Here is a 26,993-nt window from a genome sequence, read left to right as displayed (position 1 = left end):
TCCCCTGGCGGCGATCACAAAAACCCGGTCAGGGAACGCACAAAGCACGACTTGATATAGTCGGTCTCCGGAATCCCCGGCACGATCGGATGATCAGGCGCCTGATGGCCCTGCTCCAGCAGCTGCACAAACCGGTCGATCTTGCGGCCGCTGCCCCGGATAATGTCGATCAGTTTTTCCTGGGACAAATGCATGGAGCAAGATGCGGATACCAGCAATCCATCACGCTCCAGCAGCCTGAGCCCCAATTGATTCAGGCGAGCATAGGCCTGTTCACCCGCTTTCTGATCCCGGCGGCGGGGAATGAGTGCGGGCGGGTCCAGCACTACGATGTCGAACTTTTCTTTCTCGTCTGCCAGGGCTTTCAGGGCGTCGAAGGCATCGCCTTCAATCGTGTCTACGTTCTCCAGCCCGTTCAGTTTGGCATTGTGATGCACCGCATCCACTGCCGATGAAGACGCGTCTACACAGGTCACCTGGGATGCACCCGCACAAGCCGCTTGAATACCCCAACCACCCACGTAGCTGAACACATCCAGCACTTTCTTGCCGGGCGCATAGGCCTGAAGGCGCTGGCGGTTCATGCGGTGGTCGTAGAACCAGCCGGTTTTCTGGCCGCCAGCCAATGGCACTTCAAAGCGGGCGCCGTTTTCTTCTACCAGAACGGTGTCGGCTTCCGGGCCATGAGCAAATTCCACGTAGGTATCCAGGCCTTCCACCTTGCGCATCTTGCCATCGTTTTTCAGCACGATAATGCGGGCATGGGCCAGGCGCTGAACGGCTCGCACGATGGCGTCTTTCATCTGCTCCATGCCAGCGGTGGAGATTTGCACCACCACCACGTCGTCAAAGCGGTCGACCACCAGGCCCGACAAGCCATCACTGTCGCCAAAGACCCAGCGGTAGAACGGTTTGTGAAACAATCTTTCCCGCAGACTCAGTGCTGCCTCCATGCGGTCGGTTAAGCGCTTCGGCGTCATGCCATGATCCGCATCCCGGCTGATCAGCCGGCCGCAAATCAACGCATGAGGGTTCACAAAGGCGATACCCATGGGCTTGTCATTCGAAGCACGCACCTGCACCTGTGAGCCGGGCTCAAACCCGGGCAGCGGGCTGCGTTGGGTGTCTACTTCGTTACTGTATACCCACAAGTGGCCGGCACGGAGACGGCGTTCTGCGCCTTTGCGCAGGTAGAGAACGGGAAAGTCCATCAATGATTATTCCTCAGCGGCCACGTGTTCTGCGTACGCCGCAGCATCCATCAGGCCGTCAAGCTCGCCTTCATCGGCCAGCTTCACCTTGAACATCCAGCCATCGCCATACGGGTCTTCATTGACGATTTCCGGCTCGTCTTCAAGCTTTTCATTGATCTCGATAACCTCACCGGTCACCGGGCTGAATACGTCAGACGCTGACTTAACGGATTCCGCCACACCGGCTTCCTCACCACCGTTTACAGTCACGCCGACCTCGGGCACGCCGATGTAGACCACGTCGCCCAGTTGCTCCTGGGCGAAGTCGGTGATGCCCACGGTAGCTGTGCCATCGGCATCTACCCGCACCCATTGATGAGTTTCGATGTATTTCAGGTCTGCAGGAATGTCGCTCATGATTCGTGTGTCCTGTTGAAATTTTCCGCGCAGTTTAACCGAAGAGATTAGTTCCAGCGAATGCTCCGGGCCAGCTTCACGAACGCATTCAGGTAATCCACCCCTTCGTCGCGCTCCCGGAAGCCCAGAAAGATCTGTTTGGGCATGCCCTGCTGGCCCAGTTTCAGGGCTTTTATAGGCAGGTTGCGGGCATATTCATCCACCAGCCACCGGGGCAGTGCACTCACGCCTCGCCCTGCGGCCACCATCTGCAACATGATGTCAGTGGTTTCAATGGTTTTATGCCGAGCCGGACCAGTATGGGCGGGCAGGAAGAACCGGGTAAAAATGTCCAGGCGCTCGACCGCAACCGGATAGGTAATGAGGGTTTCCTGCTCGAGCTGATGGGGTTCTACCCAGTGCTCGCCCGCCAGCGGATGGGTTTCGGGGACGACCAGCACCTGCTCATAATCGAATACCGGCTCGAAACACACGCCGGGCTTGTGCAGCGGGTCCGGGGTCACCAGCAGATCGATGTCATGGCCGAACAACGCGCCCATGCCACCGAACTGGAACTCCTGTTTTACATCCACATCGACATCCGGCCATTGCTGCAAGTAGGGGCCGACGACCTTCAACAGCCATTGGTAACAGGGATGGCATTCCATACCCACCCGCAAGCTGCCTCGCTGGCCTTTGGCAATCTGGCGGATCTGCATTTCTGCATGCTCAAACTGTGGCAGCAACCGATTCGCCAGCCCCAGCAGCTGATTGCCGGCCTGGGTAAACCGCAACTGGCGGCCTTCCCGAAGCCAGACAGGCGTACCCAGCTGCTGCTCCAGCTTTCGCATGGCATGGGACAACGCCGACTGGGTAAGGTGCAGCTGTTCGGCCGCAGCCGTCAGGGAACCCTGCCGTTCAACAGCGCGCAGAATCTCCAGGTGATTTCGTTCGATCATGACCATCCGTGAATTTTGTTCATTGAATGTTGAAATAATACCATTTTTATTCATGCAATCACCCGCCTAACCTTAGCTCCTGATTCAACACACAGATTCAAGGATTTGATCATGGCAACCACACACAACCTGGGCTTCCCCCGCATTGGCGGACAGCGGGAGCTGAAATTTGCACTGGAAGATTACTGGGCCGGCCGGCAAACCGAGCAGGAGCTGGCAATCACCGCCACTGACCTGCGTCGGCACCACTGGCAGCAACAGGCCGGGCTGGATTTCGTACCTGTGGGAGATTTTTCCCTGTACGACCAGGTGTTAGACATGTCCGTTACCCTGGGCAACCTGCCGGCACGAGTCGCAGACAAGCAAGGTTCGGAGCTGGACGCCTATTTCCGCGCCGCCCGGGGCCGGGGCGCCAACGACAGCCCCTGTTGCGCCACCGCAGCGGGCGAGATGACCAAGTGGTTCGACACCAACTATCACTACATTGTGCCGGAGTTTACCGCCGACACCCGTTTTGAACTGAACCCTGAGCGACTGCTCGCCCAACTGGCCGAAGCGCAAAAACAGGGCGTTAAGGCCAAACCCATCATCATCGGGCCAGTGACCTACCTCTGGCTGGGTAAAACCTCCGATGGCAGCAACCGGCTGGACTTGCTGGAACGCCTGCTGCCTGCGTATTCGCAACTGCTGGAAGCCCTGGCCGATGCCGGCGCTGACTGGGTACAGATTGATGAACCGGCCCTGGTGACCGACCTGGACGCCAACTGGCGCTATGCCTTCAATCTGGCCTATCACCAGCTCAAGGCCAATCGCCCGAAACTGCTGCTGGCCACCTACTTCGGAGAACTCCGGGACAACCTGCAACTGGCCTGCGAACTGCCGGTGGCCGGGCTGCACATTGATGCCGTGAGCGCACCGGCAGAAGTCAGCCGGGTGGCGGACTGGCTGCCGAGCCACAAGATTCTCTCGCTGGGCGCAATCAATGGCCGCAACATCTGGAAATCCGACCTGAACAATATTCTGGACTGGCTCGAACCACTGAACGAAAAGCTGGGCGAGCGCCTGTGGCTGGCGCCCTCCTGTTCACTGCTGCACGTGCCGGTCGACCTGGCCCGTGAGCAGGAGCTGGATACCGAAATCCGTAGCTGGCTGGCCTTTGCAGTGCAGAAACTCGATGAGCTGCAAACGCTTGCAAAAGCACTTAACGAAGGTCGCACCGCCGTGCGCAGCGAACTGGCTGAAAACCGTATCGCCATCGAAAGCCGTCGCAGATCCAGCCGGGTAACCAACCCTACCGTTCAAAAAGCCGTTGCTGCGGTAACGCCAGAGCTAGGTAATCGCCAAAGCCCCTACCCCCAGCGAATCGCCAAACAACGGCAAATTCTTAGCCTGCCGGCATTCCCGACCACCACCATTGGCTCCTTCCCGCAAACCCCGGAAATCCGCCAGGCCCGCCTGCAGTTCCGCAAAGGCGAGCTGAGCGGCACCCAATACACCGAGCAAATGCAGGCAGAAATCGCCCGTTGCATCGAAGCGCAGGAAAAACTGGGGCTGGATGTGTTGGTGCACGGCGAACCCGAGCGCAACGACATGGTGGAATACTTCGGTGAACAGCTCGACGGCTACGCCTTTACGCGCTTCGGCTGGGTACAGTCCTATGGCTCCCGCTGCGTGAAACCGCCCATTCTGTTTGGCGACATTCGCCGGCCCAGGGCAATGACTGTGGACTGGATCCGCTACGCCCAGTCTCTCACCGACAAACCGGTGAAGGGTATGCTGACCGGCCCGGTGACCATTCTGAACTGGTCCTTCGTGCGGGACGATCAGCCAAGAAAAGACTCCTGCCTGCAACTGGCCCTGGCCATTCGCGAGGAAGTGCAGGATCTGGAGAAAGCCGGCGTGAACATCATCCAGATCGACGAAGCCGCCCTGCGCGAAGGCCTGCCGTTGCGGCAGTCAGACTGGGCAAACTACCTGGACTGGGCCATCAACAGCTTCCGCATCGCTGCCAATGGCGTGGAAGACGGCACCCAGATCCACACCCATATGTGCTATTCGGAGTTCAACGACATCATCGAAGCCATCGCCCGCATGGATGCCGATGTGATCACCATTGAAACCTCGCGGTCAGATATGGAACTGCTGGATGCCTTCCGGAACTTTGAATACCCGAACGATATCGGGCCGGGCGTGTATGACATCCACTCGCCCAACATTCCGGACAAGGACCACATCATCAACCTGATGACCCTGGCGGCAGAGCGCATCCCGGCAGAGCGGCTGTGGATTAACCCGGATTGCGGCCTGAAAACCCGCAAGTGGGAGGAAGTAACCCCGGCCCTGGAGACGATGGTGGCGGCTGCGCAAGCACTGCGCGCCTGACACTCGCGCACAGTGTTGTCCCTATATGTTTACATACTGGCGCGCAGGTCAGTCATTGGGAATATATAGGGACATTTTGATCGGCTAGTAGCCGGAGCTACCTTCATCTAGGTTGAACCGGAACTCCTCTGCGCGGCAGACTTTTGTGGTGATGTTGCCGGAAGGATCGAGCTCAAACCAACGGTAGCCCGGGGCTAGCGGTTCTACCGCAAAATCAGTGGAACCTCGCGCAAACTGAATACAGGTCGACGGAGAGGCCATTAGCTGCACGCCGTTGCGCTGCTGCTGAAGCTCCTGATGGATGTGCCCCCAGAGCACGCCTCTGACGTTCGTGTGCCGGTCGATCACCTGCCAGAAAGCCTCACGGTTTTTGAGGCCTATCTGGTTCATCCAGTCCGAGCCGATATCGACGGGGTGATGGTGCAGGCAAACCATGGTGGGCAAGCCCGGGTGTTCCGACAGGGTTTGGTCCAGGAACGCCAATTCGTCCGCCGAAAGCTCTCCATGCACTTTCCCGTGTACGGAGGAATCCAGCATAACGAAGTGCCAGCCCCCAAGCACAAACTGCCGGCGCCGGGCGTCGAATTCATCCGCAACGGCGTACATGGTGGCTGAATCATCGTGATTGCCGGCAATCCAGGCAGACGGGCACTGGAAAGCCTCCAGTTTCTGCCCGAAATAATGATAGGAAGCCACGGAAGCATCCTGGCTTATATCGCCGGTGGCCAGAATCAGGTCCGGCTGGCCATGGCTGCGCAGAGCCTCTTCAATGACGGCCGACAGGCTTTCGCGGGTGTTTACCCCCAGCAGGGCACCATCTTCCCGTGCCATCAGGTGCGGGTCTGTCAGCTGTAAGACTTTTAGCGGGCGGGCAGATTGGTGGTCAGACATTCAGGACCTGTTCTGTTCGGGGCAAACGGTTGAAAGTACAACGAGTGTACGATGGCCGGGTTCCTTTTGATTAATGTGAAATCGTAGATTGTTCACATTCTGGCCCGCAGACACAAAATTTTTGCAGTTTTTGACAACTTCACCACAGGCAGAGTGAGACGCTGTCTAGTCGATCCCCTCACCCGCCGACCAGACGGCATTCTCCATGGGCAGGTGCCCGAAGCGCAAACAGTAGTCCAGCCAGTCGGCCAGGAAACCATTCACCTGAACCTTTTCATCGGGGTGATGCATAAAACGGTTCGGGTAATCGTTCACCGGCGCGATCTGGCGCTGCCGGTAGCAACTGATGACTTCTGCCATCATTGCATCGTGGTAGACACGCACGGTCATCTGGGGATTATTCAGCCAGCGGCCGCTGTTGTGCACCTGCTCCAGCAACAGGGTTTCGGTGAACTTTGCCGTTTGCAGCACTTCCATCCGCACTCGCCCCAGATACTGGTTCTCCCGGTGCAATTCAAACTCGCACACCGGCTTGCCATCGGATTCCAGCTGCCGCAGTTTGCGGAGCCGCTGATAGTTGCCATCACACAACGCACCCAGCTGGCGTAAATCCGGCACATAGGACTTGGGACGCTTCACCCACTCAGTCATGCCAACCACTCCCGGCGCAGCCTGTCACGGTTCAGCTGTAGCCACTGGATAGCAATGATCGCAGCGGCATTGTTAATGCGGCCATCGGCCATCATGGCGAAGCACTCGTCGGCGCTGACCACGTGGCTGAGGATGTCTTCGTGTTCATGCTCCACACCGAAAATACCACCGGCTTCGGCAGTGCTGACCTGGCCACAGTAGAGGTGGATCATCTCGGTGGTGCCGCCAGGGGAAACCAGGTAATCACAGATCTTGTCCAGCCGGCTGAAACTCAGGCCGGCTTCTTCCTGCCCTTCCCGCTGGGCTACGTCTTCCGGGCTTTCGCCGTCTTCGTTCATTCCGGCTACGAGCTCCAGCAACCAGGGGGATTGGTTGCGGCCCAGGGCCCCGAGACGGAACTGTTCCAGGAGCACGACTTCATCCCTTTTTGGGTCGTAGGGGAGCACGCAGGTGGCGTCGCCGCGGATGAAGAGTTCGCGGGTGAACGTGGGCATGTCGCGGCCGTCAAAGCGCGGGTGGGTCAGCCAGAGTTTGTCCATGCGGAAGAAGCCCTGGAAGACGGTTTCGCGTTTTTCGATTTTGACGTCGCTGGCGTTGAACTGGAACGGTTTCGGCATTCGGGTTTCCGGTTTGGTGTTCGGCTTGGAACGATAGCGGTAATGATGGTGAAGCTGCAAGTTACGGCCCCAGCCTTCTAGCCCGAAGTTTGGCGGTCCTTGGGACGTCCTTTCCAAAAACCGCTCCTTGCGGCACGTCCATGTGGCGCTTCTGCTCCGCCATCCATGGCTCCGCAAATTTTTGGAAAGGACGTCCCAAGGCCCGCCTCGAGCATTTTTACAGTCCGCTGAACATTAAGTACATTATTTGCGAACCATCGACCATCTTGGATCACCTGATCATCGCTCAAGAGCGCTTACTTCCGGAGATCGATTGAGCCGGGGTGGTGGGCCGGTTCAGAAATTTGCGGAGCCATGGATGGCGGAGCAGAAGCGCCCACGGATGGCTTGAGCGTTTTCTGAACCGGCCCACCACCCCGGCTCTAAGCACCCAACCAAAAGGCTAGGTGCTCACAAACTCCAACCTCAAACCTTATCGTAAAGCTTGGAGCCAGACTCCACGAACTCCCGAGACTTGGCCTCCATGCCGGCGTCAATTGCTGAAACTTCGTCAATGCCCTGCTCTGCTGCGTAATCCCGCACTTCCTGCGAGATTTTCATGGAACAGAACTTCGGCCCGCACATGGAGCAGAAGTGGGCCACTTTGGCGGATTCCTTGGGCAGGGTTTCGTCGTGGTAGGCGCGGGCGGTGTCCGGGTCCAGGCCGAGGTTGAACTGGTCTTCCCAGCGGAACTCGAAGCGGGCCTTGGACAGGGCGTTATCGCGGATCTGGGCGCCTGGGTGGCCTTTGGCGAGATCGGCAGCGTGGGCGGCGATTTTGTAGGTGATGATGCCGGTTTTTACGTCGTCTTTATTGGGCAGGCCCAGATGCTCTTTCGGGGTGACGTAGCAAAGCATGGCGCAGCCATACCAGCCGATCATCGCCGCGCCAATGCCGGAGGTGATGTGGTCATAGCCCGGGGCAATATCCGTGGTCAGCGGGCCGAGGGTGTAGAACGGGGCTTCATCGCAGCATTCCAGCTGCTTGTCCATGTTCTCCTTGATCAGGTGCATGGGCACGTGGCCGGGGCCTTCGATCATGCACTGCACATCGTGTTTCCAGGCGATCTTGGTAAGCTCTCCCAGGGTTTCCAGCTCGCCAAATTGTGCCACGTCGTTGGCATCTGCAATGGAACCCGGGCGCAGGCCGTCGCCAAGGCTGAAGGACACGTCGTAGGCCTTCATGATTTCGCAGATGTCTTCAAAGTGCTCATACAGGAAGCTTTCCTTGTGGTGCGCCAGGCACCACTTGGCCATGATGGAGCCACCGCGAGAGACGATGCCGGTGGTGCGTTTGGCAGTGAGTGGCACGTGGTGTAACCGAACACCGGCGTGGATGGTGAAGTAATCCACGCCTTGCTCGGCTTGTTCGATCAGGGTGTCCCGGAAGATTTCCCAGGTCAGGTCTTCCGCCACGCCGCCCACTTTCTCCAGGGCCTGATAAATGGGCACCGTGCCGATGGGGACCGGGGAGTTGCGGATAATCCACTCGCGGGTTTCGTGGATGTTCTTGCCGGTGGACAGGTCCATCACCGTGTCCGAACCCCAGCGGATACCCCAGGTCAGTTTTTCCACTTCGTCTTCGATGGACGAGGTCACCGCCGAGTTGCCGATGTTGCCATTGATTTTCACAAGGAAGTTGCGACCGATGATCATCGGCTCGGTTTCCGGATGGTTGATGTTGGCCGGAATGATGGCGCGGCCCCGGGCCACTTCATCCCGAACAAAATCGGGGGTGATTTCAGGCGGCAGGTTGGCACCGAAGGACTGGCCGGGATGCTGTTCCGCCAGCAAGCCGTTGGCCCGGGCCTCCTGCAGCTTCATATTTTCCCGAATGGCAACGTATTCCATCTCCGGCGTAATGATGCCCTGGCGAGCATAGTGCATCTGGGATACGTTTCTTCCGGGCTTGGCGCGCAGTGGCTTTCGCTCGTCCATAAACCGCAGGGGATCAAGCTGAGGGTCTTTCATGCGGCGGCGGGTGAATTCGGAGGTGTAGCCGTCCAGTTGCTCTACATCGCCTCGCTCGGCAATCCAGGCGGCGCGAACCGGCGGCAAGCCTTTGCGGAGATCAATGGTGGCTTCCGGGTCTGTGTAGGGCCCGGAGGTGTCGTACACCACCACCGGCGGGTTCTTTTCGCCACCCATTTCAGTGGGGGTGTCGCCCACGGTAATTTCCCGCATTGGCACCCGCAGATCGGGTCGGCTACCCTGCACGTATATTTTTCGTGAGCTTGGTAATGGTTTGATTGCTGCGGAGTCTACTTTTGCGGAGTCGCTGAGGTATGCTGGTAAGTCCGTCATGAACTGCTCCCGGTTGCTCTTGTGGTATCGGGTCGCGTATGACGGAGCTGCGCCAGATTCACCCAGGAAGGGTGCTCTGGCACGGTTCGTACGGTCTTAATCCCTACGCCGGTATTATCCGGATCAGGTCGCGGGTTCTGCGTTGCAATCTCAGCCGATCGCCGGTTTCCGGCAGATCAGCACCCCGTCAAGACGCGATTCTGAATTCGTTTGTCCACAAAATACGTGGACTTAGCAAGTCTAGAGACGGGAACGATTATTGTCCATAATGGTCAACCAATACCTTTGGGTCATTGCCGGGCAGATTCCCGGAGTCAGTATTTCAGGAGAACCAATGAAAAAACGTTTACTTCCAGGATTGATCACCCTGCTCGCAGCCCAGCCTGCGCTTGCTCTGGATCTGATGGAAACCTACGAGAAAGCCCTGTCTTACGACTCCGGCATTGCCTCTGCCATGGCACAGTTCCAGGCCCAGCAGGCCGCCAGTGATGTGAGCAAGAGCTCTTTGTTGCCGCAGATTGGTGCGTTTGCTGAAGGCAGCCACGTTTCTGCAGATCCGAAACGGGGCTCTGCAACAAACAACCGTCCATTCAGCTATGGCGTACAGCTTACTCAACCCATCTTCCGGGCCGACAACTGGTTCCGCTACGACGCCAGCCAGTTCCAGACCGAAGCCGCCCAGGCCCAGTACAACCTGGCCCAGCAGCAGCTGATTCTGGATGTGGCCACCGCCTACTTTAACGTGCTGCGCGCCCAGGATACCGTAACAACCGCCCGCGCTACCGAAGCCGCCATCCAGCGCCAGTACGAACAGGCCCAGGAGCGTTTCGACGTAGGCCTGATTGCGATCACCGAAGTATACGAGGCCCGCGCCAGCTACGACGACAGCAAGAGCCAGCGCATCGCCGCCGAGAACCAGCTGAACGTGGCGCGTGAGCAATTGGCCAGGTTAACTGGTGAATACGCGGAAGACCTGGAAAATCTGCGGGAGAACTTCCCGCTGGGCCGCCCGGAGCCGATGAACCCGAATGACTGGGAAAATACTGCGCTCGACCAGAACTGGGCGATTCAGGCGGCCATGTCGCAGCTAAACGCCAGCGAAGCGAACCTCAAAGTGGCCAAGTCCGGCCATCTGCCGACTCTTGACCTTACTGCGTCATACAGCGAAACCGACATTCATGGCCGCGAAAACGCAAGCCAGTTTGAAGGATCACAAGGCGTCATCGGCCTGCAGCTGAACGTTCCCCTGTACATGGGCGGTGGCACTGAAGCCGGCGTGCGCCAGCAGCGCTCACTGGTCACCGTGGCCGAACAGGATCTGAACACCACACGCCGAGATGTACAGGTGAACACCCGCAGCCTGTTCCTGACCGTTAACAACAACGTGGAAACCGCATCCGCCCTTGAGCAAACCATCATCTCCCGCCGCAGTGCACTGGATGCAACCCGCGCCGGCTACGATGTAGGTACACGGAACATTGTGGAAGTGCTGGATGCCGAACGCGCTTACTACGTGGCGCTGCGGGATTACGCTAACGCCCGGTATGACTACGTGATCAACACCCTGCAACTGAAGCAGGCGGCGGGCACCCTGAGCCCGCAGGACCTGATTGACCTGAACAACTGGCTCAGCGAAGGCGCCCGGGGCATTGAAGCCCTGGCCGAAGAAGGAAAAACACTGGACGACCCGATGCAGTAAGCGGGCTAACCGTGCAAAATTCCGGGTGCCCGTGCGGCGCCCGGAATTACAACCGTTCCGTAATACCCTCCACGACTTTATCCAGCGCACCCCGGTTCCTGTTAACTACCGCCAGCGCCCGCTCACCGTATGCCTTCAGCGCCTCCGGATCGTCCATCAGTGAACAGATCGCCTGCGCCAGTTCATCCGCATTCTCGACCAACTGGACACCCTGATCGTCCAGTAAGCGATGATAGATTGTCTCGAAATTAAACACATGAGTACCGGAGAACACAGGAATACCCCAGGCCGCAGGCTCCAACGGATTGTGCCCTCCCCGCTCGATCAGTGAGCCGCCCACGAAGGCGAGGTCACTGGCTCCATAAAGCATCATCAGCTCTCCCATGGTGTCGCCAAGATACACCTCCGCACCAGCGGGAGATGCTCCTGTTGACCGGCGAACCACGGAAAAGCCCTGTTCCTCCGCCAGGCCGGCCACCGTATCAAACCGCTCAGGATGCCGGGGCACAATGATGAGTAAGGCATCGGGGTGCTGGGCCAGAATCTGGCGATGAGCCGCCAGCAATTGCTCGTCTTCTCCGGTGTGGGTGCTGCCGGCAATCCAGACGGGGCGCTCACCCAGAGATTTCCGGAAGCTGACAGAGGCCGCACGGACATCACCAGGAATGTCCACATCGAATTTTACGCTGCCGGTAACTTCAACATTTCCCGGAGCCACTCCGATGCGGCGAAACCGTTCTGCGTCTTTTTCGGCCTGCGCAGCCACCCAGCTGATGCTTTTGATAATAGGTGCTGCCACGCCCCGAACCCGTTCATACCCCCGGGCAGATCGTTCAGACAGGCGGGCATTGATCAGAAAAACAGGCACATGACGGTGTCGGCACTGGCGGATCATATTGGGCCAGATTTCCGTTTCCATGATCACCAGGATGCGGGGGTTAACACGATTCAGGAAGCGCCGAATACTTCCTGGCGTGTCGTAAGGAGCATAGGCATAGGCTACCCTGTCACCAAACATCTTCCGGGCCTGGGCCAGCCCGGTATCGGTCATGGCTGTCATCAGAATGGTCGCACCCAGGTTTCGGGCCAACAGGCGCCGCACCATGGGGCCGGCGGCAATGGTTTCACCCACCGAAACCGCATGCACCCAGATCACCGGGCCGTGCAGTTGGGGCGCCAGCCCAAGGCGATGTTGCCAGTCTTGCCGCAACGCCGGCGCCTTGCGGCCTTGCCACCAGAGCCGGACAAGGATAAACGGCAGGGCGAGCCGGATCAGCAGGGAATAGATAAACTGGAACACGCAGGACTCCCGGCAAAACAGTGCGTTATCATAGGGATAAATTTGCTGTGGACGGGCATCTTGCCCCCCGGTAAAACGTTTGTCGATGCAGGATTCACGATTTTGAAAAAGAAGTACCGCAAACTCCCCAGAAACACCGACTACTCAGCTTACCGCCATCCCCGCTGGTGGCCAACCTGGCTGGGCATTGCGGTGATGTGGCTGGCTGCGCAGTTACCCATTCGTTTTCAGTGGTGGCTGGGAAAGATAATCGGCCTGGTTGCCTGGAAACTGGCGAAGAGCCGGCGACATATTACCGAAACCAACATCCGGCTGTGTTTTCCGGAGCTGAACAAGCACCAACAGGACGCACTGGTGCGCAATGCCTTTATCGCCAACGGCATTGGCGTGATGGAACTGGGCATTGCCTGGTTCCGAAACCCGGCAAAACTCACTGGCATCACGCAGGTTCATGGCGTGGAGCATCTTGAGAAAGCGCTGGAAGGCGGCCACGGCGTGCTGCTTCTGGGCGGCCATTACAGCACGCTGGACCTGGGGGGCAGCCTGGTTACCGAGTTTATTGAAGCGGACGTGATGCAGCGGGACCACAACAACCCGCTGATGAACGCCGTCATGACCCGGGCCCGGGGCCGGCGTTATGGCACAGTGCTCGGCGCCAAAGACCTGCGCGGCTTATTCAAGTGCCTGAAGCAAAACCACGCTGTGTGGTACGCCACCGACCAGGATTACGGCCGCAAAGACATCGTGTTTGCCCCCTTCTTCGGCATTCCGGCCGGCAGCATTACCGCCACCTCCCGGATTGTGGAACGCAGCAAATGCAAGGTAGTGCCGTTCAGCCACTTCCGCCGCGAAGACAAACCGGGCTACGACATTTATTTCCAGCCGGCGCTGGAAAATTTCCCGACCGGCGATGACCTGCAAGATGCTACCCGCATCAACGCCATCATTGAGCAGGAAATCCGCAAGGCGCCGGATCAGTACCTGTGGATGCACCGCCGCTTCAAAACCCGGCCGGACAAAGACGACCCCGGCTTCTACGGCCGCAAACGCAAGAAAAAAGGCTAGCCCTTTGGAAAACGATACGCAGGCGCCGGCAATCTGGCTGATTACCGACAGCAAACCCGGCCACCGCAACCAGTTGCGAGGCATTGCCGGGCGTTTGCGTGCACTAACGGGCGCAAAGCTGTATTGGTTAAACGCCGCGGATTACCCTGTGCCGCTCTGGAGGGCTTTGCTGGGACTTGCTCCCACCGTGGACAAGGCCTTGCCCCAACCTGACCTGATTGTTGCGGCAGGTTCCGGCACCCACCGCCTGATACTGGCCTTGCGCCGGTACCGCAAGGCAAGAACACTGGTACTGATGAAACCGGCCTTTCCCCTTAACTGGGTAGATGGCGCCATCATTCCCGCCCACGACGACGTAAAACCTTCAAAAACCGTGCTGAACACGGAGGGCGTCATCAATGCAATCACGCCGCTGGCCGAACTGACCGGCAAGCCGAACGCGCTCATACTCGTCGGCGGTCCCTCGGAGCACTTTGACTGGAACAACGACACCGTCACCTCGCAGATCAGCGACCTTATTGCCCGATACCCCCGGTGGCACTGGACCATCAGCGATTCCCGGCGCACACCGGAGGCTCTTTACCGGCGACTGACGGAACTTCAAAGCAAAGCTGTCTCGGTTGTTCACCACAGCCAGACCGACGACGACTGGCTGAAACACCAGCTCGAAACTTCCCGGGCTGTCTGGGTAACGCCAGACAGCATGTCCATGGTGTGTGAAGCCACTACCTCTGGCGTTCCTACCGGCATTTTCGACCTGTCCCCCCGGGCTGGCAGCCGGGTGGTTAATGGCATTAACCGTTTAGCCAGGCTGGGGCTGGTCGCCCACTGGAGCGACCATGCCAGTGTAATGGCTGAACACCGGCCACAACACCCGAGGCTATGGGAAGCCGACAGGGCAGCGCGCTGGATCATCGAGCGCTTTCCCCGCCTTCTCCAGTCCGGACAAAACAAGGAGCAACGACCGTGAAAATACTGCAGGCCTTGCCCGCCTTGTACAGCGGTGGCGTGGAACGTGGCACCGTAGAGTTTGCGGCAGAACTGGTCAAACGCGGCCACCAGTCATTCGTAGTCTCCAACGGTGGCCCGATGGCCGAACAGGTTCGCGGCCAGGGCTCGACCCATATCCACATGCCCATTCACCGCAAAACACCCGCCTCGTTCGGGCAGGTTTTGCCGATGCGCAAACTGCTGCAAGAGCTCAAGCCGGATATTGTGCACGTGCGCTCCAGGATGCCCGCATGGATTATTCACCTGGCCCTGAAAACACTGCCACGGAACGAACACCCGGCCATAGTCTCAACCTTCCACGGCATGTATTCCGTCAATCCGTACAGCGCCATCATGGCCAAGGCAGACCAGGTGATTGCAGTGTCTAACTGCGTGCGGGATTACGTGCAGACAAACTTCCATGTTCCGGACGACAAACTGACGGTAATCCAGCGCGGCGTAGACATTGACGCCTTCCGTAACCGCGCCATCAACGACCAGTGGCTGGATATCCTGCTATCGCGTTTTCCACAACTGGCTGGCAAGAAGATCATCATGATGCCCGGCCGAATTTCCCGCTGGAAAGGCCAACTGCATTTCATGGAAGCCATGGCCAGAATCGTACGCCAACGGCCGGACTGTCACGGCATCATCGTTGGCGGCGCAGAGCCCGGTAAGGAAAGATTTCTGCAAGAGCTGGAAAAAGAACGCAGCCGCCTGGACCTGACCGACAAGGTCACCTTCCTGGGGCAGCGCAACGACATGACTAATCTTTACCTGCTGGCCGACGTGGTTTGCCATATGTCCACCAAGCCTGAACCCTTCGGGCGCACCGTTACCGAAGCACTCGCCTCCGGCACACCGGTGGTGGCCTACAACCGTGGTGGAGCCGCAGAAACCCTGCAGGCCTGCTTTCGGGAAGGGCTGGTTACGCCGGATGATACCGGGGCGTTTGCCAGTGCCGTGCTGGGACTACTGGATAAGCCCCGGCCGGAGATTGAGTTGCCGGAGCGGTTTTTGTTGAGGGCCCAGACGGAGGGGACGCTTCGGGTTTATCAACAAGCCCTGAACGGAAAACCGGTTTGAAGGTCGCCCTGATATTCGCAACGCCTGGTAGTGCCTGGGGGGGCATGGAAAAACATGTGGCGGACCTGGCGGAAGCCCTCACGGGCATCGGACACGAGGTGCACATAATCGCCCATCCCGACTACCGCTCGCACTTCCCATTCGCCGAGTTTCACCCGTGCCCGATGAAGCTGAGCCGAAACAACCCTTGGCTTCGTTGGTGCGTTTCCCGGATATTGAAGCGGGTTTCTCCTGATGTCGCCCACGCCCACGGCAATAAAGCTGCCCTCATACTGGGCAGGTTGCCTCGTCAGACCTGGCAAACCGTAGGGACTATTCACGGAAGCAAATCACACCTTCGCCCTTTCCTTCTGCTGGACAAAGTCATTGCCGTCAGCGGGTCGATCTACGAGGGCCTGAGTCACCCGTCCCGTCATCTGATTTACAATGGAATCCGGAAGGAAACTCCTAAATCGCCCCCCGGCAACCATCCACTCCCCGAAACAACGAACGTCATTGCTGCCGGGAGACTGGAGGCAGTAAAGGGCTTCGATATGCTAATTCAGGCATGGAGTATGATCCATGACCGTTTTCCGACGGCACACCTAACCATCTTTGGTGATGGCTCTGAAGCCAGAAACCTGCATCGGCTGATTGACGATGAAGGCCTGAGACACTCTGTGACGATGGCAGGGCACCAAACAACACTGGCGTCGGCATTGTCCCACGCCGACTTGATGGTTCTCAGCTCAAGGCGGGAAGGGTTTCCTTACGTGTTGATCGAAGCCTTGATGGCCGGACTACCGGTTGTCTCAACCCCGGTGTCAGGCAGTGTCGACCTGCTTCCAGACAACGCTCTCGCCAGGAACATTTCCGCTCAGGCTATCGCCGACGTGATCGCTAGCGCACTGAACAACCTGGGTGGTCTTCAAGAATCTGAGCAATCCGCATTTGACTATGCGCAGACACATCTCACGCTCAGGGGCATGGCAGAGGCAACCGTCAGAGTGTATCAAGCCGAATAGTACCTGCGAGAGCGTCTTACCGCTCCTCGCCACCGGAACGACTGATTCCCTCAAGTACCTGCAGCTCCCTTGCCTTCGCCAATCGCATGAAATTACGGTTAGCGGCCACAACAGAAACACTGAACCCGAACCAGCCATTCAATACTTGGCGGTGAATCAGGTAATACTTCAAAAACTTCAAAGGAAATTCGATCATCAGACGCGGGGTCGAAATTCGCCGGCCCTTCCCATACAGGAACCGGGCCTGCTCGCTGGACAGTTGAGTGTATTTTCTTTCCATCTGCTCCAGAGAGATCAATGTCTTGTGCAAGACATCGCCTTTGAGCTCCAACACACTACCTGTATGCACTCTAGGCCGGTCATCGTTACTGTGTTTTTCGGCATGGATCGCAGCCCGTTTCCGGTTGTAAAGCCGCAGGATCTTCTTGGACTTGTCATGCCGAAAAGGGTGCCTCGGGTTGGGGGACGACAAAACCCAGCGCATACGATAGCCAGCGACATCCGGAGAGATCGGCTTGGAGAACAGCTGCTTGATGTTGCGCACCAGCGTATCGGAAAGCACTTCATCAGCATCCAGATCAAGCACCCAGTCGTTCACGCAAAGGCTGGCGGCATAGGCCTTTTGGCTCGCAAAGCCTTCCCATTCCCGATAAACCACCCGGGCGCCTGCGGCCTCCGCTAGCTCACAGGTTCGGTCTGTGCTTCCCGAATCAACAACGATGATTTCACCAGCCCATTCCTTCACCTTCTCAAGAGATTCCGGCAGCCTTTCCTCTTCATTCAACGTGATGTAGTAAACCGATAACGGCAGTTTCATCATAAACACCCGCAAACTGGCCCCTACTCGGCCCCAAACACTGCCGAGTTAGCGCACCTATGATAATATTTGGCCATCAGAAAAGGCTAATGCTGACCGAAAGCTACGCGTGGAGCAAACACATGATTTACCCCGTCATTATGGCCGGAGGGACGGGCTCGCGCCTTTGGCCGTTATCCAGGCAACTGAACCCCAAGCAGTTCCTGAAACTGACGGACCAACATCTATCCATGTTGCAGTTGACCGTAGCCCGGCTGGACGGCATGGAGTCGGCCGACCCACTCCTGATCTGCAACGAAGAGCACCGATTTCTGGCGGCTGAGCAAATGCGCCAGGCGGGCTACAAAGATGCCCGAATTATCCTGGAGCCCTGTGGGCGCAACACGGCACCGGCCATCGCTCTGGCAGCACTGCAACTGGTTAAAAACATCGATGAAAACCAGAACCCGCTGATGCTGGTTCTGGCCGCAGACCACCTGATCAAAGACATCGCTGCGTTCCAGAGCTGCATCCAGAAGGCCGCGCCCCTGGCTCAACAGAATAAGCTGGTGACTTTCGGCATAGTACCCGGTCATGCGGAAACCGCTTACGGCTACATTCAGCAAGGCCCAATACTGGCCGACGACAGTTTCAGCGTCAGCCGGTTTGTAGAGAAGCCCGACCAGACAGCTGCGGAAAAATACCTCGCATCCGGTGATTACCTCTGGAACAGCGGCATGTTCCTTTTCGGCGCCCGCACCTACCTTCAGGAACTGCAGAAACACCGCCCGGACATTCTCACCATCTGCCAGGGAGCGATGGATGACGCCAGCGAGGATCTGCACTTCACCCGCGTGAATGAAAGCGTATTCGCCGAGTGCCCGGAAGAATCCATAGATTACGCCGTGATGGAAAAGACCAATAACGCCGCCGTGGTGGCGCTCGATGCCGGCTGGAGCGATATCGGCTCTTGGTCCGCCGTAAGGGAGGTGTCTGAAAAAGACAGCCGCGGAAACGCCTTCAGCGGAGATGTCATTGCCCACAACACAGAGAGCACCCTGGTCCGGGCAGATAACCGCCTTGTAGCCACGGTTGGTGTGAAAGATCTGGTGATCATTGAAACCAAAGACGCCCTGCTCGTCGCCCACAAAGATCAGGTCCAGGATGTCAAAAAGGTCGTTGAACGCATTAAAAGTGATGGTCGACACGAGCACATGAACCACCGGGAAGTTTACCGGCCCTGGGGTGTATATGATTCTATCGATAACGGCCACCGCTACCAGGTGAAACGCATCACCGTGAAGCCCGGCGCCAAGCTATCTGTCCAGATGCACCACCACCGGGCAGAACACTGGATTGTGGTCAGCGGCACGGCCAAAGTCACCAACGGCGACGATTCCTATCTGGTCACGGAAAACCAGTCCACCTACATTCCGGTAGGCCAGATTCATTGCCTGGAAAACCCCGGTGTGATCGATCTGGAACTGATCGAAGTACAATCCGGATCTTATTTGGGTGAAGACGATATTGTGAGATTTAAGGATCGGTACGGCAAAGCATGAGCAAACTTAAGTATTACCTGATCGCTGGCCTGTTACGTTTTGTCAGTCTTCTACCGCTGGGAACCGCTCAATTAATCGGCAACTGGGCTGGGCTCCTGGCGTGGAAACTAGGCGGCAGGCCACGGAAGATTACCGACATCAATCTGGAGATCTGTCTGCCCGAACTTACGAAAAAGGAACGCCAGGAACTATCCCGGGCTTCTCTGGCTCACACCGGCATGACAGCTTTGGAAATTCCCCTGATGTGGGAATGGCCCGTAGAGAAGTGCCTTGGGTTGATCAAGGAAACCGAGGGTCTGGAACTGGTTGACGAAGCCCTGGCGACGGGCAAAGGGTTAATCTTGCTCGCGCCGCACCTGGGCAACTGGGAGTTGACCGGCCTGTTTTTCTCCTCCCGCTACAAAATGGCAGCGCTCTATAGCCCTCCGCACATCAAGGAATTCGAGGATTATATGATTCGGGTGAGAGGACGCCTTGGTTCCGAACTGGTGCGCGGCGACCGTAAAGGGCTGATGCGACTGATGGGCATTTTGAAGGAAGGCGGTGTAGCCGGCATTCTCCCGGACCAGTCACCCCGTGGCAAAACCAACGCCTACGCGCCCTTTTTCGGCATGGAGGTGATGACCATGACACTGGTAGGGAAACTGGTTCAGAAAACCGGAGCCAACGTGCTGGTTACCTACGCCCAACGCCTGCCCAACGGCGAAGGCTTCAAGATTCTGGTCACTCCGGCGGAGCCTGGCATTGGTGCCGATGATGCAGTGGCCGGCGCCACCGCCTTGAATCAATCCGTGGAAAAGGTGGTACGAATGGCCCCTGAGCAGTACCAGTGGGAGTACAAACGGATGAGACACCGGCCGCCAGGGAATCCGAATCCTTATAAGCCCGGGCAGATTTGCGAATAGCTCAGATAGTCTGCCGATACAAATTCAGATAGGCCTTGCCAACTGCCTCCGGGCTGAACTTTTCAAGATCGAGCTTCGCCTGCTTGACAAACTGCAGGCGCAAGTCGGCGCTTCCAATCAATTTATGGACCGCCTCAGCCAACCCAGCGGCATCTTCACGCTCCACCAACAGACCGTTACGCCCACTTTCGATGATGTCGGGGATACCGCCCACATTACTACCAATAACTGGCGTGCCATGCTGCATAGCTTCAAGGATGGTCGACCCCAACCCTTCCTGAAGCGATGGGAACACAAGCAAATCCATAGCAGCAAGCCAACTGCCAACGTCCTTCTGGTGACCAACAAATTCCACAGAATCCAGCCCCTGAGCTTGCTGCTCCAAACTTTCACGTTCAGGCCCTTGGCCCAGAAAAACGAATACCAGGTCCGGATGCTGGCTTGCCAGTATCCGTGCCGCTTCAATAGTCACGTGGTACCCCTTGATCTGGAAAAAACTACCGACCTGACCAACAATAAACTTGCCCACATACCGGGAACGAATCTTGGCCACCTCATCAGGATCCGCCGGAAACCCAGAGAAGCTGGACGGTATAACCGGGCAATCAGCCTCCGGCAACAATCGTTGCACCGCACTTCGGACTGCCCGACTCAGGCACACCACGGCCTCTGCTCTGCCATATGCTGCGCGAGTCACCTTTTTATTCTTCAGGGGGTTTTCTACTCGGCGGGTGACGATGTAAGGCGTTTTCCGCAAAAGACTCTCCAGCAGGCCCCAATAGACTGCCTTACCATCATGGCAGTGAATCAAGTCCCAGGCGCCTCGCGAGTGTCCGGAGATAAAGTGGGACGTGCTCCGCACCTTCACCGGCAAACCACTCACTTCGTCAATCATCGGATTACCCGGTTTTGCCACCAGGGTTTGCTCACAGCCTTGTGCAGCCAGATAGCGAATCAGGTTTACCGTCTGTCTTTCCCCGCCGGCAAAACCACTGGCCAGATTTACGTGGCATATATGCATACCAAATCGCGTTCCCTAATGTTTTAATGGCGCCAGTTTAACCTATTGGCGCGGCAAGGAATAAAATCGTGAAGTTATTGGTCATCAGCTCTTACCTGGACACTTGGAACTCGGTTCGCCCGGAAGCGGAAATGCTGATCGAACTCGCCAAACTTGGCGTTCACGTAGAGTTGGTCACTCAACCCGATATCGAATACGGCAAACGATTCGAGGAAGCGGGCATCAAGCTTCATGCATGTCACCCCGCCAAGAAGTTTGAACTTGGAGCTATCAGAAGAATCCGGGGCATTCTGAAAAAGGGCAAATTCAATGCGGTCTACAGTTTCAACAACAAGGCCATTACCAACGCCAACTTTGCAGCCCTAGGCCTACCAGTAAAGGTTCTCACCTATCGGGGGCAGACTGGCAACATCAGCCGTTGGGATCCCAGTTGTTACCTGACTCACCTCAATCCCCGCGTTGACCGGATCGTTTGTGTTTCCAAAGCAACACGGGACGATTTACAGAACCACGTCTGGGGAAACAGGCACAAAGTCTGCACCGTTTACAAGGGACATAACCTTAACTGGTACCAGGACAAGCCCGCTCAGCTCAGTGAATTTGGCATACCGGACGGCGCGTTTGTAGTGGGCTCGGTGGCTAACGTAAGGCCCCGAAAAGGCCTTCCAGTGCTTCTGAAAGCAACTCACATGCTGCCCGCAGAGAGCAATATCCATCTCTTGCTGGTGGGCCAGGGGATGGACTCTGAGGAAATTCAGGTGCTGATAAAATCCAGCCCGATGGCGGACCGCATCCACATCACCGGGTTTCGGCGCGACGCACCGGCGATCATTGCTGCGTGCAACGCCTCAGTGCTGGCATCCACCAAACGGGAAGGGCTGCCGAAAACGGTTATTGAGTCCATGGCCTACGGCGTTGCCCCCATCGTCAGTGATACCGGAGGCAGCGCAGAACTCATTGAGGACGGCATATCGGGTATCCGGGTTACACCGGGTAGCGCGGAAGAAATTGCTAACGCAATCCTTCGTCTACATCAGTCTGAAGATCAGTGCTCACTGATGGGCCAGAAAGCAAGGGAACGAATCGAATCACACTTTCATGTAGGGCAGTCCGCTCGTGAACTCTACAAAGTTCTGGAAGAAACCATCAACGGCGCGTTTTGATCCAGAGAGCTGCGTACTTGTTAAACACATAGTACGCAGTGATCATCGCAAGCAAAAACCCATGCCGGCCGTCCAAAAACCCTCTTTGAAGCAGATACTTCCGGACAAACGCTCCAAGGCTGTGGCTACAGGCAGAGAACAGTGAGGCTTTCTTGCCACGACGGGCCCGGCCCTCAGCCCAATCCTCCGCATATCGAACGGATTTTGCCATGTAGTCCGGGAAATTAGTGGCGGTATAGTGCAGCAAATCCCCGTCAAGCGTCTCTACGCTGGCATCGGGGCAGTGAACCTTTTCATGCACCAGAGCATCGTCGTACCCGTATTCTTCACGGCGGTACAACCGGACTACTTTATCGGGATACCAGCCAGAGTGCCGGATGAAACGGCCAAAAAACCACGACAACCGCTTTACCTGAAACACCTGCTGCACCGGTGCCTGCGCGATAGCGTGCTGAATGGAGGAGGCCAGTTCCGGGGTGACCACTTCGTCGGTATCAATCCAGAACAACCACTCGCCCTGCGCGTGGCCCTGAGCTCTCTGGCGCTGCGGACCAAAACCTGGCCAATCGCCAGACCGGAAAATGCGCGCGCCAAATTGCTCCGCGATAGCCAGCGTATCGTCCGTCGAACCGGAATCCAGAATCACGATCTCATCGGCAAACGCCAGGCTTTCCAGGCACTTGGCAAACTCTGTCCCTGCGTTTTTTGTGATCAGTACCGCGCTGAGTTTCACTGACAGGCCTCCATAACCCGCTGCACCGAAATGCCCGTCAGACAGTTGTAATGGCCGAAACGGCAGGTGCGCTCAAAGCAGGGGCTGCACTCCACCGGATGCCGGACAATCGTCGCATTATCCGTCAGCGGCGGAGTGAAATCGGGGCTGGTGGAACCGTAGATGGCAACCACTTCAGCACCCGAGGCCGCAGCCACATGCATCAAACCGGAATCGTGACTGACCACTTTGCGGCAATGACTGAACAGGTCCACGGTATCTTCCAGGCGGGTTTTACCGCAAAGGTTGAACACGCCTTCCTGACCATTGGCAATCTCGTCACCCGACTCAACATCTTTCGGACCGCCCATAATCCAGACCTGAAAGCCCTGCTGCACCAGTTTTTCAGCGAGCGCCCGGTGGCTTTCAAGGGGCCACTGCTTTGCCGGGCCGAACTCCGCACCGGGGCAGATCGCAATGACGGGACATTCCGGGTCCAGGCCCAGTTTGCCCATCACGTCTTTCAGGTTCGCCTTGTCGATCGTCAGTGACGGTTGTGGCACATCAAACTGATAGTTCTCGTAATCCGCCTTGCTGGCCCCAAGCCCCATGTAACGCCACACGGTTTTGTCGGTAATGGTAGAGCCGTCTCGGGTTGGGTGTCTGCGCCGGGCATCGGTAAGCAGAATCGAACGCCCTTCCCCGCTGAAGCCAACCCGCTCGGGAGTGCCTGCAAAGAAAGGAATCAAAGCGGACTTAAACGAACGCGGCAGGACAATCGCTTTATCGTATCCTTTCAGCGTTCGGGCCAATCGCCACTGGGCCTTCAGGGCCAGCTCACCACTTTTCCAGGGTGCCGCGATGCCTGTGTTGACCTCAGGCATACGGGCGATGATCGGGAGCGACCACCCGGGAGCCAGCACGTCGATTTTTGCTTGCGGGTCCTGTTGTTTGAGGGACATGAACAGCGCCTGGGCCATAACCATATCGCCCACCCAGGACGGGCCAACCACCAGGCAGTTCATCGATCCAGCCAGGCCAGGTACGCCGCGACACCACCCGCAACGTCGGTGAACGAATCGGTATAGCCCGCATCACGCAACGCACTGACATCCGCCTGGGTAAAGCTCTGATAACGGCCTTTCAGCTCATCCGGGAAAGGGATGAACTCCACCTTGCCCTTACCGTGGTATTGGATGACCGCCTCGGCCACCTCCAGGAACGACTGGGCACGGCCAGTGCCCAGATTGAAAATGCCGGACTGGTCCGGATTATCATAGAACCACAGGTTCACCTTGCACACGTCGTCTACATATACAAAGTCACGCTGTTGCCCACCGTCAGAATAGCCATCCCAACCTTGGAACAGCTTGGGATTCTGGCCAGCTTTGATCTGTTCGTGCAGGTGATAGGCCACGGACGCCATCTTGCCCTTGTGCTGCTCTCTGGGGCCGTAGACGTTGAAGTAACGGAAGCCGACAATCTGGCTACGGGCAGACGGCAGAATCGTGCGCACGTACTGGTCAAACTGCCACTTGGAATAGCCATAGACGTTCAGTGGCCGTTCGCACTCGCGCGCTTCCCGGAACTCATCGCTGGCGCCGTAGACCGCCGCACTGGAGGCGTAGAGAAAAGGCACTTTGTGGTCCAGGCACCAATGCAGCAACACCTTGGAGTAGGTGTAGTTGTTCTCCATCATGAACTTGCCGTCCCACTCGGTGGTGTCTGAACACGCCCCTTCGTGGAAGATCGCCCGGATGCCCACCGGCAGGTCATTCGCCTTAACCCGCTCCAGGAACTCGCCTTTGTCCATGTAATCGGTGATATCCAGTTCCGCCAGATTACGGAAATAGGTGCCGTCGGTCAGATCGTCAACAACGAGAATGTCTGTCTCGCCCCGCTGATTAAGTGCGTGGACAATGTTCGCTCCGATGAAACCGGCACCGCCAGTGACGACAATCATGGTAAGGCTCCTGAAAATTCCGTGCGGGCGGGCCTGACAACGGCCCGGAATATGGCTGCCATCTTAACCTCTTTTACCCATAGCTAAAACCGCCAAAACCATTCACATCAGTGGCGAAGAACACTGTGAACACTGCATTAACAGCCGTTTAGTACGGAAAAAAGCATATGGGACGCCTTAAGCCACCATGGTACACTTTGCGCCTTCTAGCCGGTGCCGTGAAACACCGGCGCGCCCAGATGAAAGCTAACACCGGAGGCTCCCATGTCCCAGCCAAGCAGCTACCTCGCCACTCTGGAACGGCACCGCAAAACCTTTGCCATTCTGGAAGAGTATCAAGAAGTGGCGGAACAACTGCTCGAGCTTACCCGGCAGTGCCTGAAAATCGGCGGCAAGGTCATCTTTATGGGTAACGGCGGCAGTGCAGCAGACTCTCAGCACCTGGCGGCCGAGTTTATGGTTCGCTACAAGAAAGAGCGCGGCCCGTTAGCGTCCATCGCGCTGACTACAGACACCTCGATTCTGACCGCGCACCCCAATGACTACGAGTTTGAAACCGTGTTCGAGCGGCAAGTGCTGGGGCTGGGCAAGCCTGAGGATCTGGTGATCGGCCTGACCACCTCCGGCCAGAGCGAGAACATCAACCGGGCCCTGAAAGCCGCCAACGACCTGGGCGCCGGAACCGTTGCCCTCACTGGCAGAGACGGCGGCAAGGTAAAAGACATCGCCAAACTGTCCATCATCATCAACAGTGACGAAACCGCGCGCATTCAGGAGGCCCATATGTTCATCGGCCACTGGCTGTGTGAGGCGATGGATGAGGTAGTACTGTCCGGAGGCCTTGACTGATGCTTGACCTGGCCCGGCTGGACCAGCTCCAGAACGCCTCTGTCCTGGTGATTGGCGATGTCATGCTTGACCGCTATTTCATTGGCGACACCAACCGCATTTCTCCGGAAGCACCCGTCCCTGTGGTGCGGGTTGCCCACACTGAGGACCGAGCCGGCGGTGCCGCCAACGTTGCCAGAAACATCGCCCACCTTGACGGCCAGGCCGCCATTCTGGGCATCATCGGCAACGACACAGACGGTCGTTTGCTGAAAAATCTTCTGGTCAAGGAAAAGGTCCATTCCGAGCTCCTGGAACTGGACGACGCACGCACTATTTCCAAGACCCGTATCATCTCCCGCCATCAACAGATGGTTCGGCTCGACATGGAAGACACCTTCCCCGTCGCCCAGGCCGAAAGCGTCAAACAGCGTTACGGCGAACTGGTTGAGCAATACAATACCGTCATCATCAGCGATTACGCCAAAGGCACCCTCGCCTGTGTTGGCGACTTGATCCAGGCTGCGCGAAAGGCCGGCAAGCAGGTCCTGGTGGACCCGAAAAGCAAAGACTTCTCACTGTATCGTGGCGCAACCGTCATCACCCCGAACCTGACCGAATTCAAGGCGGCCGGTGGGGATGCCTCGTCCGATGAAGCGATGCTGAGTTCTGCCCGCGCCATGCTGGCCGAAGCGGGTATCGATACCATGCTGCTGACCCGTAGCGAACAAGGCATGAGCCTGATAACCCAGACTGAACATCACCATTTCCCGGCGGAAGTCCTGGAAGTGAGTGACGTCACCGGTGCCGGTGACACCGTGATCGCCACTCTGGGCACCTTGCTGAGCGCCGGGTTCGAATTGAAAGACGCGGCCTGGCTGTCCAACCTTGCGGCTGGCATTGTGGTCGCCAAACTAGGCGCCGCCACCGTTTCCCCGGAAGAGCTGGCTGCCCGCGCAAGCCACCAGTGGTCGGCCAAAACCAGCGGCTACCACCCCAGCGTCGAGCAAAGCCTGCTGCATATTGATTACGCCCGACAACAGGGCGAACGCATTGTCTTCACCAACGGTTGCTTCGATATCCTGCATGCCGGCCACGTGCGCTATCTGGCACAGGCCCGTGCACTGGGTGATCGACTGGTGGTCGGGTTGAATTCTGATGCCTCAGTACGTCGCCTGAAGGGCGAAGAACGCCCGGTAAACTCGCTGGAAGACCGGATGGAAGTGTTATCCGCCCTGGCCTGCGTGGACTGGGTCATCCCCTTCGGAGACAACACTGAGGAGAACGACACGCCGGAGCAACTCATCAAACGGGTGAATCCGCAGGTGCTCGCCAAAGGCGGCGACTACTCAATCGACACCATCGTCGGCGCGGACTTTGTTCAGCAAAACGGCGGTGAGGTTGCTATCCTGCCCACAGTTGAAGGCCGTTCCACCACCGGGCTGATCAAGAAAGTTCGAGGCTGAT

At 57.5% G+C, this 26,993-nt stretch carries 24 protein-coding genes and 1 riboswitch; of the genes, 11 read left to right on the top strand and 13 right to left on the bottom strand.

Features of this window, described 5'->3' with window-relative positions; all coding sequences use genetic code 11:
• Window positions 1–14: 14 nt before the first annotated feature.
• Genes AQ621_RS11205 through AQ621_RS11195 form a run of 3 tightly spaced genes read right to left on the bottom strand, consistent with a single transcriptional unit; the run spans window position 15 to window position 2,548 of the window.
• Complete coding sequence (locus tag AQ621_RS11205; protein WP_058341514.1) at window positions 15–1,211, bottom strand: class I SAM-dependent rRNA methyltransferase; 1,197 nt, start codon at window positions 1,209–1,211, stop codon at window positions 15–17.
• A gap of 6 nt (window positions 1,212–1,217) precedes the next feature.
• The gene (gcvH, locus tag AQ621_RS11200) at window positions 1,218–1,610 is read right to left on the bottom strand and encodes a glycine cleavage system protein GcvH (RefSeq protein WP_058341513.1); all 393 of its coding nucleotides are present in this window, start codon (window positions 1,608–1,610) and stop codon (window positions 1,218–1,220) included.
• Between the two features lie 47 nt (window positions 1,611–1,657).
• Complete coding sequence (locus AQ621_RS11195) at window positions 1,658–2,548, bottom strand: LysR family transcriptional regulator (protein ID WP_058341578.1); 891 nt, start codon at window positions 2,546–2,548, stop codon at window positions 1,658–1,660.
• 111 nt (window positions 2,549–2,659) lie between these two features.
• On the opposite strand from AQ621_RS11195, the gene metE reads away from it, so the two are divergent.
• Window positions 2,660–4,930: a 5-methyltetrahydropteroyltriglutamate--homocysteine S-methyltransferase gene (metE, locus tag AQ621_RS11190; RefSeq protein ID WP_058341512.1), complete on the top strand. Its 2,271-nt coding sequence runs from the start codon at window positions 2,660–2,662 to the stop codon at window positions 4,928–4,930.
• 84 nt (window positions 4,931–5,014) lie between these two features.
• On the opposite strand, the gene cpdA is transcribed toward metE, so the two are convergent.
• From cpdA to thiC, 4 genes are all read right to left on the bottom strand, one after another.
• Complete coding sequence (cpdA, locus tag AQ621_RS11185; protein ID WP_058341511.1) at window positions 5,015–5,821, bottom strand: 3',5'-cyclic-AMP phosphodiesterase; 807 nt, start codon at window positions 5,819–5,821, stop codon at window positions 5,015–5,017.
• A 165-nt stretch (window positions 5,822–5,986) separates the two neighbouring features.
• Entirely contained in the window at window positions 5,987–6,472 is a 486-nt protein-coding gene (locus AQ621_RS11180; RefSeq protein ID WP_058341510.1) for a DUF1249 domain-containing protein, read from the bottom strand.
• Window positions 6,469–7,089, bottom strand: a complete 621-nt coding sequence (locus tag AQ621_RS11175) for an NUDIX domain-containing protein (protein WP_058341577.1) — start codon at window positions 7,087–7,089, stop codon at window positions 6,469–6,471. Before AQ621_RS11175 ends, AQ621_RS11180 begins: the two co-directional genes overlap by 4 nt.
• A 465-nt stretch (window positions 7,090–7,554) precedes the next feature.
• Window positions 7,555–9,432 (bottom strand): phosphomethylpyrimidine synthase ThiC, encoded by a 1,878-nt coding sequence (gene thiC, locus AQ621_RS11170; RefSeq protein WP_058341509.1) that lies wholly within the window; start codon window positions 9,430–9,432, stop codon window positions 7,555–7,557.
• 83 nt (window positions 9,433–9,515) lie between these two features.
• Window positions 9,516–9,629: riboswitch (TPP riboswitch) on the bottom strand.
• A 137-nt stretch (window positions 9,630–9,766) separates the two neighbouring features.
• On the opposite strand from thiC, the gene AQ621_RS11165 reads away from it, so the two are divergent.
• Window positions 9,767–11,131: a TolC family outer membrane protein gene (locus tag AQ621_RS11165; RefSeq protein WP_058341508.1), complete on the top strand. Its 1,365-nt coding sequence runs from the start codon at window positions 9,767–9,769 to the stop codon at window positions 11,129–11,131.
• A 46-nt stretch (window positions 11,132–11,177) separates the two neighbouring features.
• Here the strand turns inward: AQ621_RS11165 and waaA are convergent, their stop codons facing one another.
• Window positions 11,178–12,431 carry a lipid IV(A) 3-deoxy-D-manno-octulosonic acid transferase gene (gene waaA / locus AQ621_RS11160; protein ID WP_058341507.1) on the bottom strand — a complete coding sequence of 418 codons (1,254 nt, stop codon included), beginning with the start codon at window positions 12,429–12,431 and terminating at the stop codon, window positions 11,178–11,180.
• Window positions 12,432–12,533: 102 nt separating this feature from the next.
• Here waaA and lpxL point away from each other — a divergent pair, with 102 nt between their 5' ends.
• From lpxL to AQ621_RS11140, 4 genes are read left to right on the top strand one after another with little or no spacing between them, the layout of a single operon-like run.
• Window positions 12,534–13,496, top strand: a complete 963-nt coding sequence (lpxL, locus tag AQ621_RS11155; RefSeq protein ID WP_082641053.1) for an LpxL/LpxP family Kdo(2)-lipid IV(A) lauroyl/palmitoleoyl acyltransferase — start codon at window positions 12,534–12,536, stop codon at window positions 13,494–13,496.
• 4 nt (window positions 13,497–13,500) lie between these two features.
• A complete protein-coding gene (locus tag AQ621_RS11150) occupies window positions 13,501–14,466 on the top strand; it encodes a mitochondrial fission ELM1 family protein (protein ID WP_058341506.1) in 966 nt (321 codons plus the stop codon).
• A complete protein-coding gene (locus tag AQ621_RS11145) occupies window positions 14,463–15,572 on the top strand; it encodes a glycosyltransferase family 4 protein (RefSeq protein WP_058341505.1) in 1,110 nt (369 codons plus the stop codon). Before AQ621_RS11150 ends, AQ621_RS11145 begins: the two co-directional genes overlap by 4 nt.
• Window positions 15,569–16,576 carry a glycosyltransferase gene (locus tag AQ621_RS11140; RefSeq protein ID WP_058341504.1) on the top strand — a complete coding sequence of 336 codons (1,008 nt, stop codon included), beginning with the start codon at window positions 15,569–15,571 and terminating at the stop codon, window positions 16,574–16,576. Before AQ621_RS11145 ends, AQ621_RS11140 begins: the two co-directional genes overlap by 4 nt.
• 16 nt (window positions 16,577–16,592) lie before the next feature.
• On the opposite strand, the gene AQ621_RS11135 is transcribed toward AQ621_RS11140, so the two are convergent.
• Complete coding sequence (locus AQ621_RS11135; protein ID WP_227508310.1) at window positions 16,593–17,396, bottom strand: glycosyltransferase family 2 protein; 804 nt, start codon at window positions 17,394–17,396, stop codon at window positions 16,593–16,595.
• Between the two features lie 119 nt (window positions 17,397–17,515).
• Here AQ621_RS11135 and AQ621_RS11130 point away from each other — a divergent pair, with 119 nt between their 5' ends.
• Both AQ621_RS11130 and AQ621_RS11125 read left to right on the top strand, forming a co-directional pair.
• Window positions 17,516–18,934 (top strand): mannose-1-phosphate guanylyltransferase/mannose-6-phosphate isomerase, encoded by a 1,419-nt coding sequence (locus AQ621_RS11130; protein ID WP_058341575.1) that lies wholly within the window; start codon window positions 17,516–17,518, stop codon window positions 18,932–18,934.
• Entirely contained in the window at window positions 18,931–19,839 is a 909-nt protein-coding gene (locus AQ621_RS11125) for a lysophospholipid acyltransferase family protein (protein ID WP_058341502.1), read from the top strand. Before AQ621_RS11130 ends, AQ621_RS11125 begins: the two co-directional genes overlap by 4 nt.
• 1 nt (window position 19,840) lies before the next feature.
• On the opposite strand, the gene AQ621_RS11120 is transcribed toward AQ621_RS11125, so the two are convergent.
• Window positions 19,841–20,860, bottom strand: a complete 1,020-nt coding sequence (locus tag AQ621_RS11120) for a glycosyltransferase family 4 protein (protein ID WP_058341501.1) — start codon at window positions 20,858–20,860, stop codon at window positions 19,841–19,843.
• A 68-nt stretch (window positions 20,861–20,928) separates the two neighbouring features.
• Between AQ621_RS11120 and AQ621_RS11115 the strand changes: the two genes are divergently transcribed.
• The gene (locus AQ621_RS11115) at window positions 20,929–22,023 is read left to right on the top strand and encodes a glycosyltransferase family 4 protein (protein ID WP_058341500.1); all 1,095 of its coding nucleotides are present in this window, start codon (window positions 20,929–20,931) and stop codon (window positions 22,021–22,023) included.
• On the opposite strand, the gene AQ621_RS11110 is transcribed toward AQ621_RS11115, so the two are convergent.
• Genes AQ621_RS11110 through rfaD form a run of 3 tightly spaced genes read right to left on the bottom strand, consistent with a single transcriptional unit; the run spans window position 22,007 to window position 24,698 of the window.
• Window positions 22,007–22,756 (bottom strand): glycosyltransferase family 2 protein, encoded by a 750-nt coding sequence (locus AQ621_RS11110; RefSeq protein ID WP_058341499.1) that lies wholly within the window; start codon window positions 22,754–22,756, stop codon window positions 22,007–22,009. The genes AQ621_RS11115 and AQ621_RS11110 overlap by 17 nt on opposite strands.
• Complete coding sequence (gene waaF / locus AQ621_RS11105) at window positions 22,753–23,760, bottom strand: lipopolysaccharide heptosyltransferase II (RefSeq protein ID WP_058341498.1); 1,008 nt, start codon at window positions 23,758–23,760, stop codon at window positions 22,753–22,755. The genes AQ621_RS11110 and waaF overlap by 4 nt, the downstream gene beginning before the upstream one ends.
• Window positions 23,757–24,698 carry an ADP-glyceromanno-heptose 6-epimerase gene (rfaD, locus tag AQ621_RS11100; protein ID WP_058341497.1) on the bottom strand — a complete coding sequence of 314 codons (942 nt, stop codon included), beginning with the start codon at window positions 24,696–24,698 and terminating at the stop codon, window positions 23,757–23,759. Before rfaD ends, waaF begins: the two co-directional genes overlap by 4 nt.
• A 264-nt stretch (window positions 24,699–24,962) precedes the next feature.
• Between rfaD and AQ621_RS11095 the strand changes: the two genes are divergently transcribed.
• A complete protein-coding gene (locus AQ621_RS11095; protein ID WP_058341496.1) occupies window positions 24,963–25,547 on the top strand; it encodes a D-sedoheptulose-7-phosphate isomerase in 585 nt (194 codons plus the stop codon).
• On the top strand, window positions 25,544–26,992 hold the full coding sequence (gene hldE / locus AQ621_RS11090) for a bifunctional D-glycero-beta-D-manno-heptose-7-phosphate kinase/D-glycero-beta-D-manno-heptose 1-phosphate adenylyltransferase HldE (RefSeq protein WP_413772295.1): 1,449 nt from the start codon (window positions 25,544–25,546) through the stop codon (window positions 26,990–26,992). Before AQ621_RS11095 ends, hldE begins: the two co-directional genes overlap by 4 nt.
• Window position 26,993: the final 1 nt, after the last annotated feature.

Source organism: Marinobacter sp. P4B1 (assembly GCF_001447135.1).
Lineage (GTDB): Bacteria > Pseudomonadota > Gammaproteobacteria > Pseudomonadales > Oleiphilaceae > Marinobacter > Marinobacter vinifirmus.
Note: the sequence above shows the minus strand (reverse complement) of the source record. Positions and strands in the feature narration are given on the sequence as shown.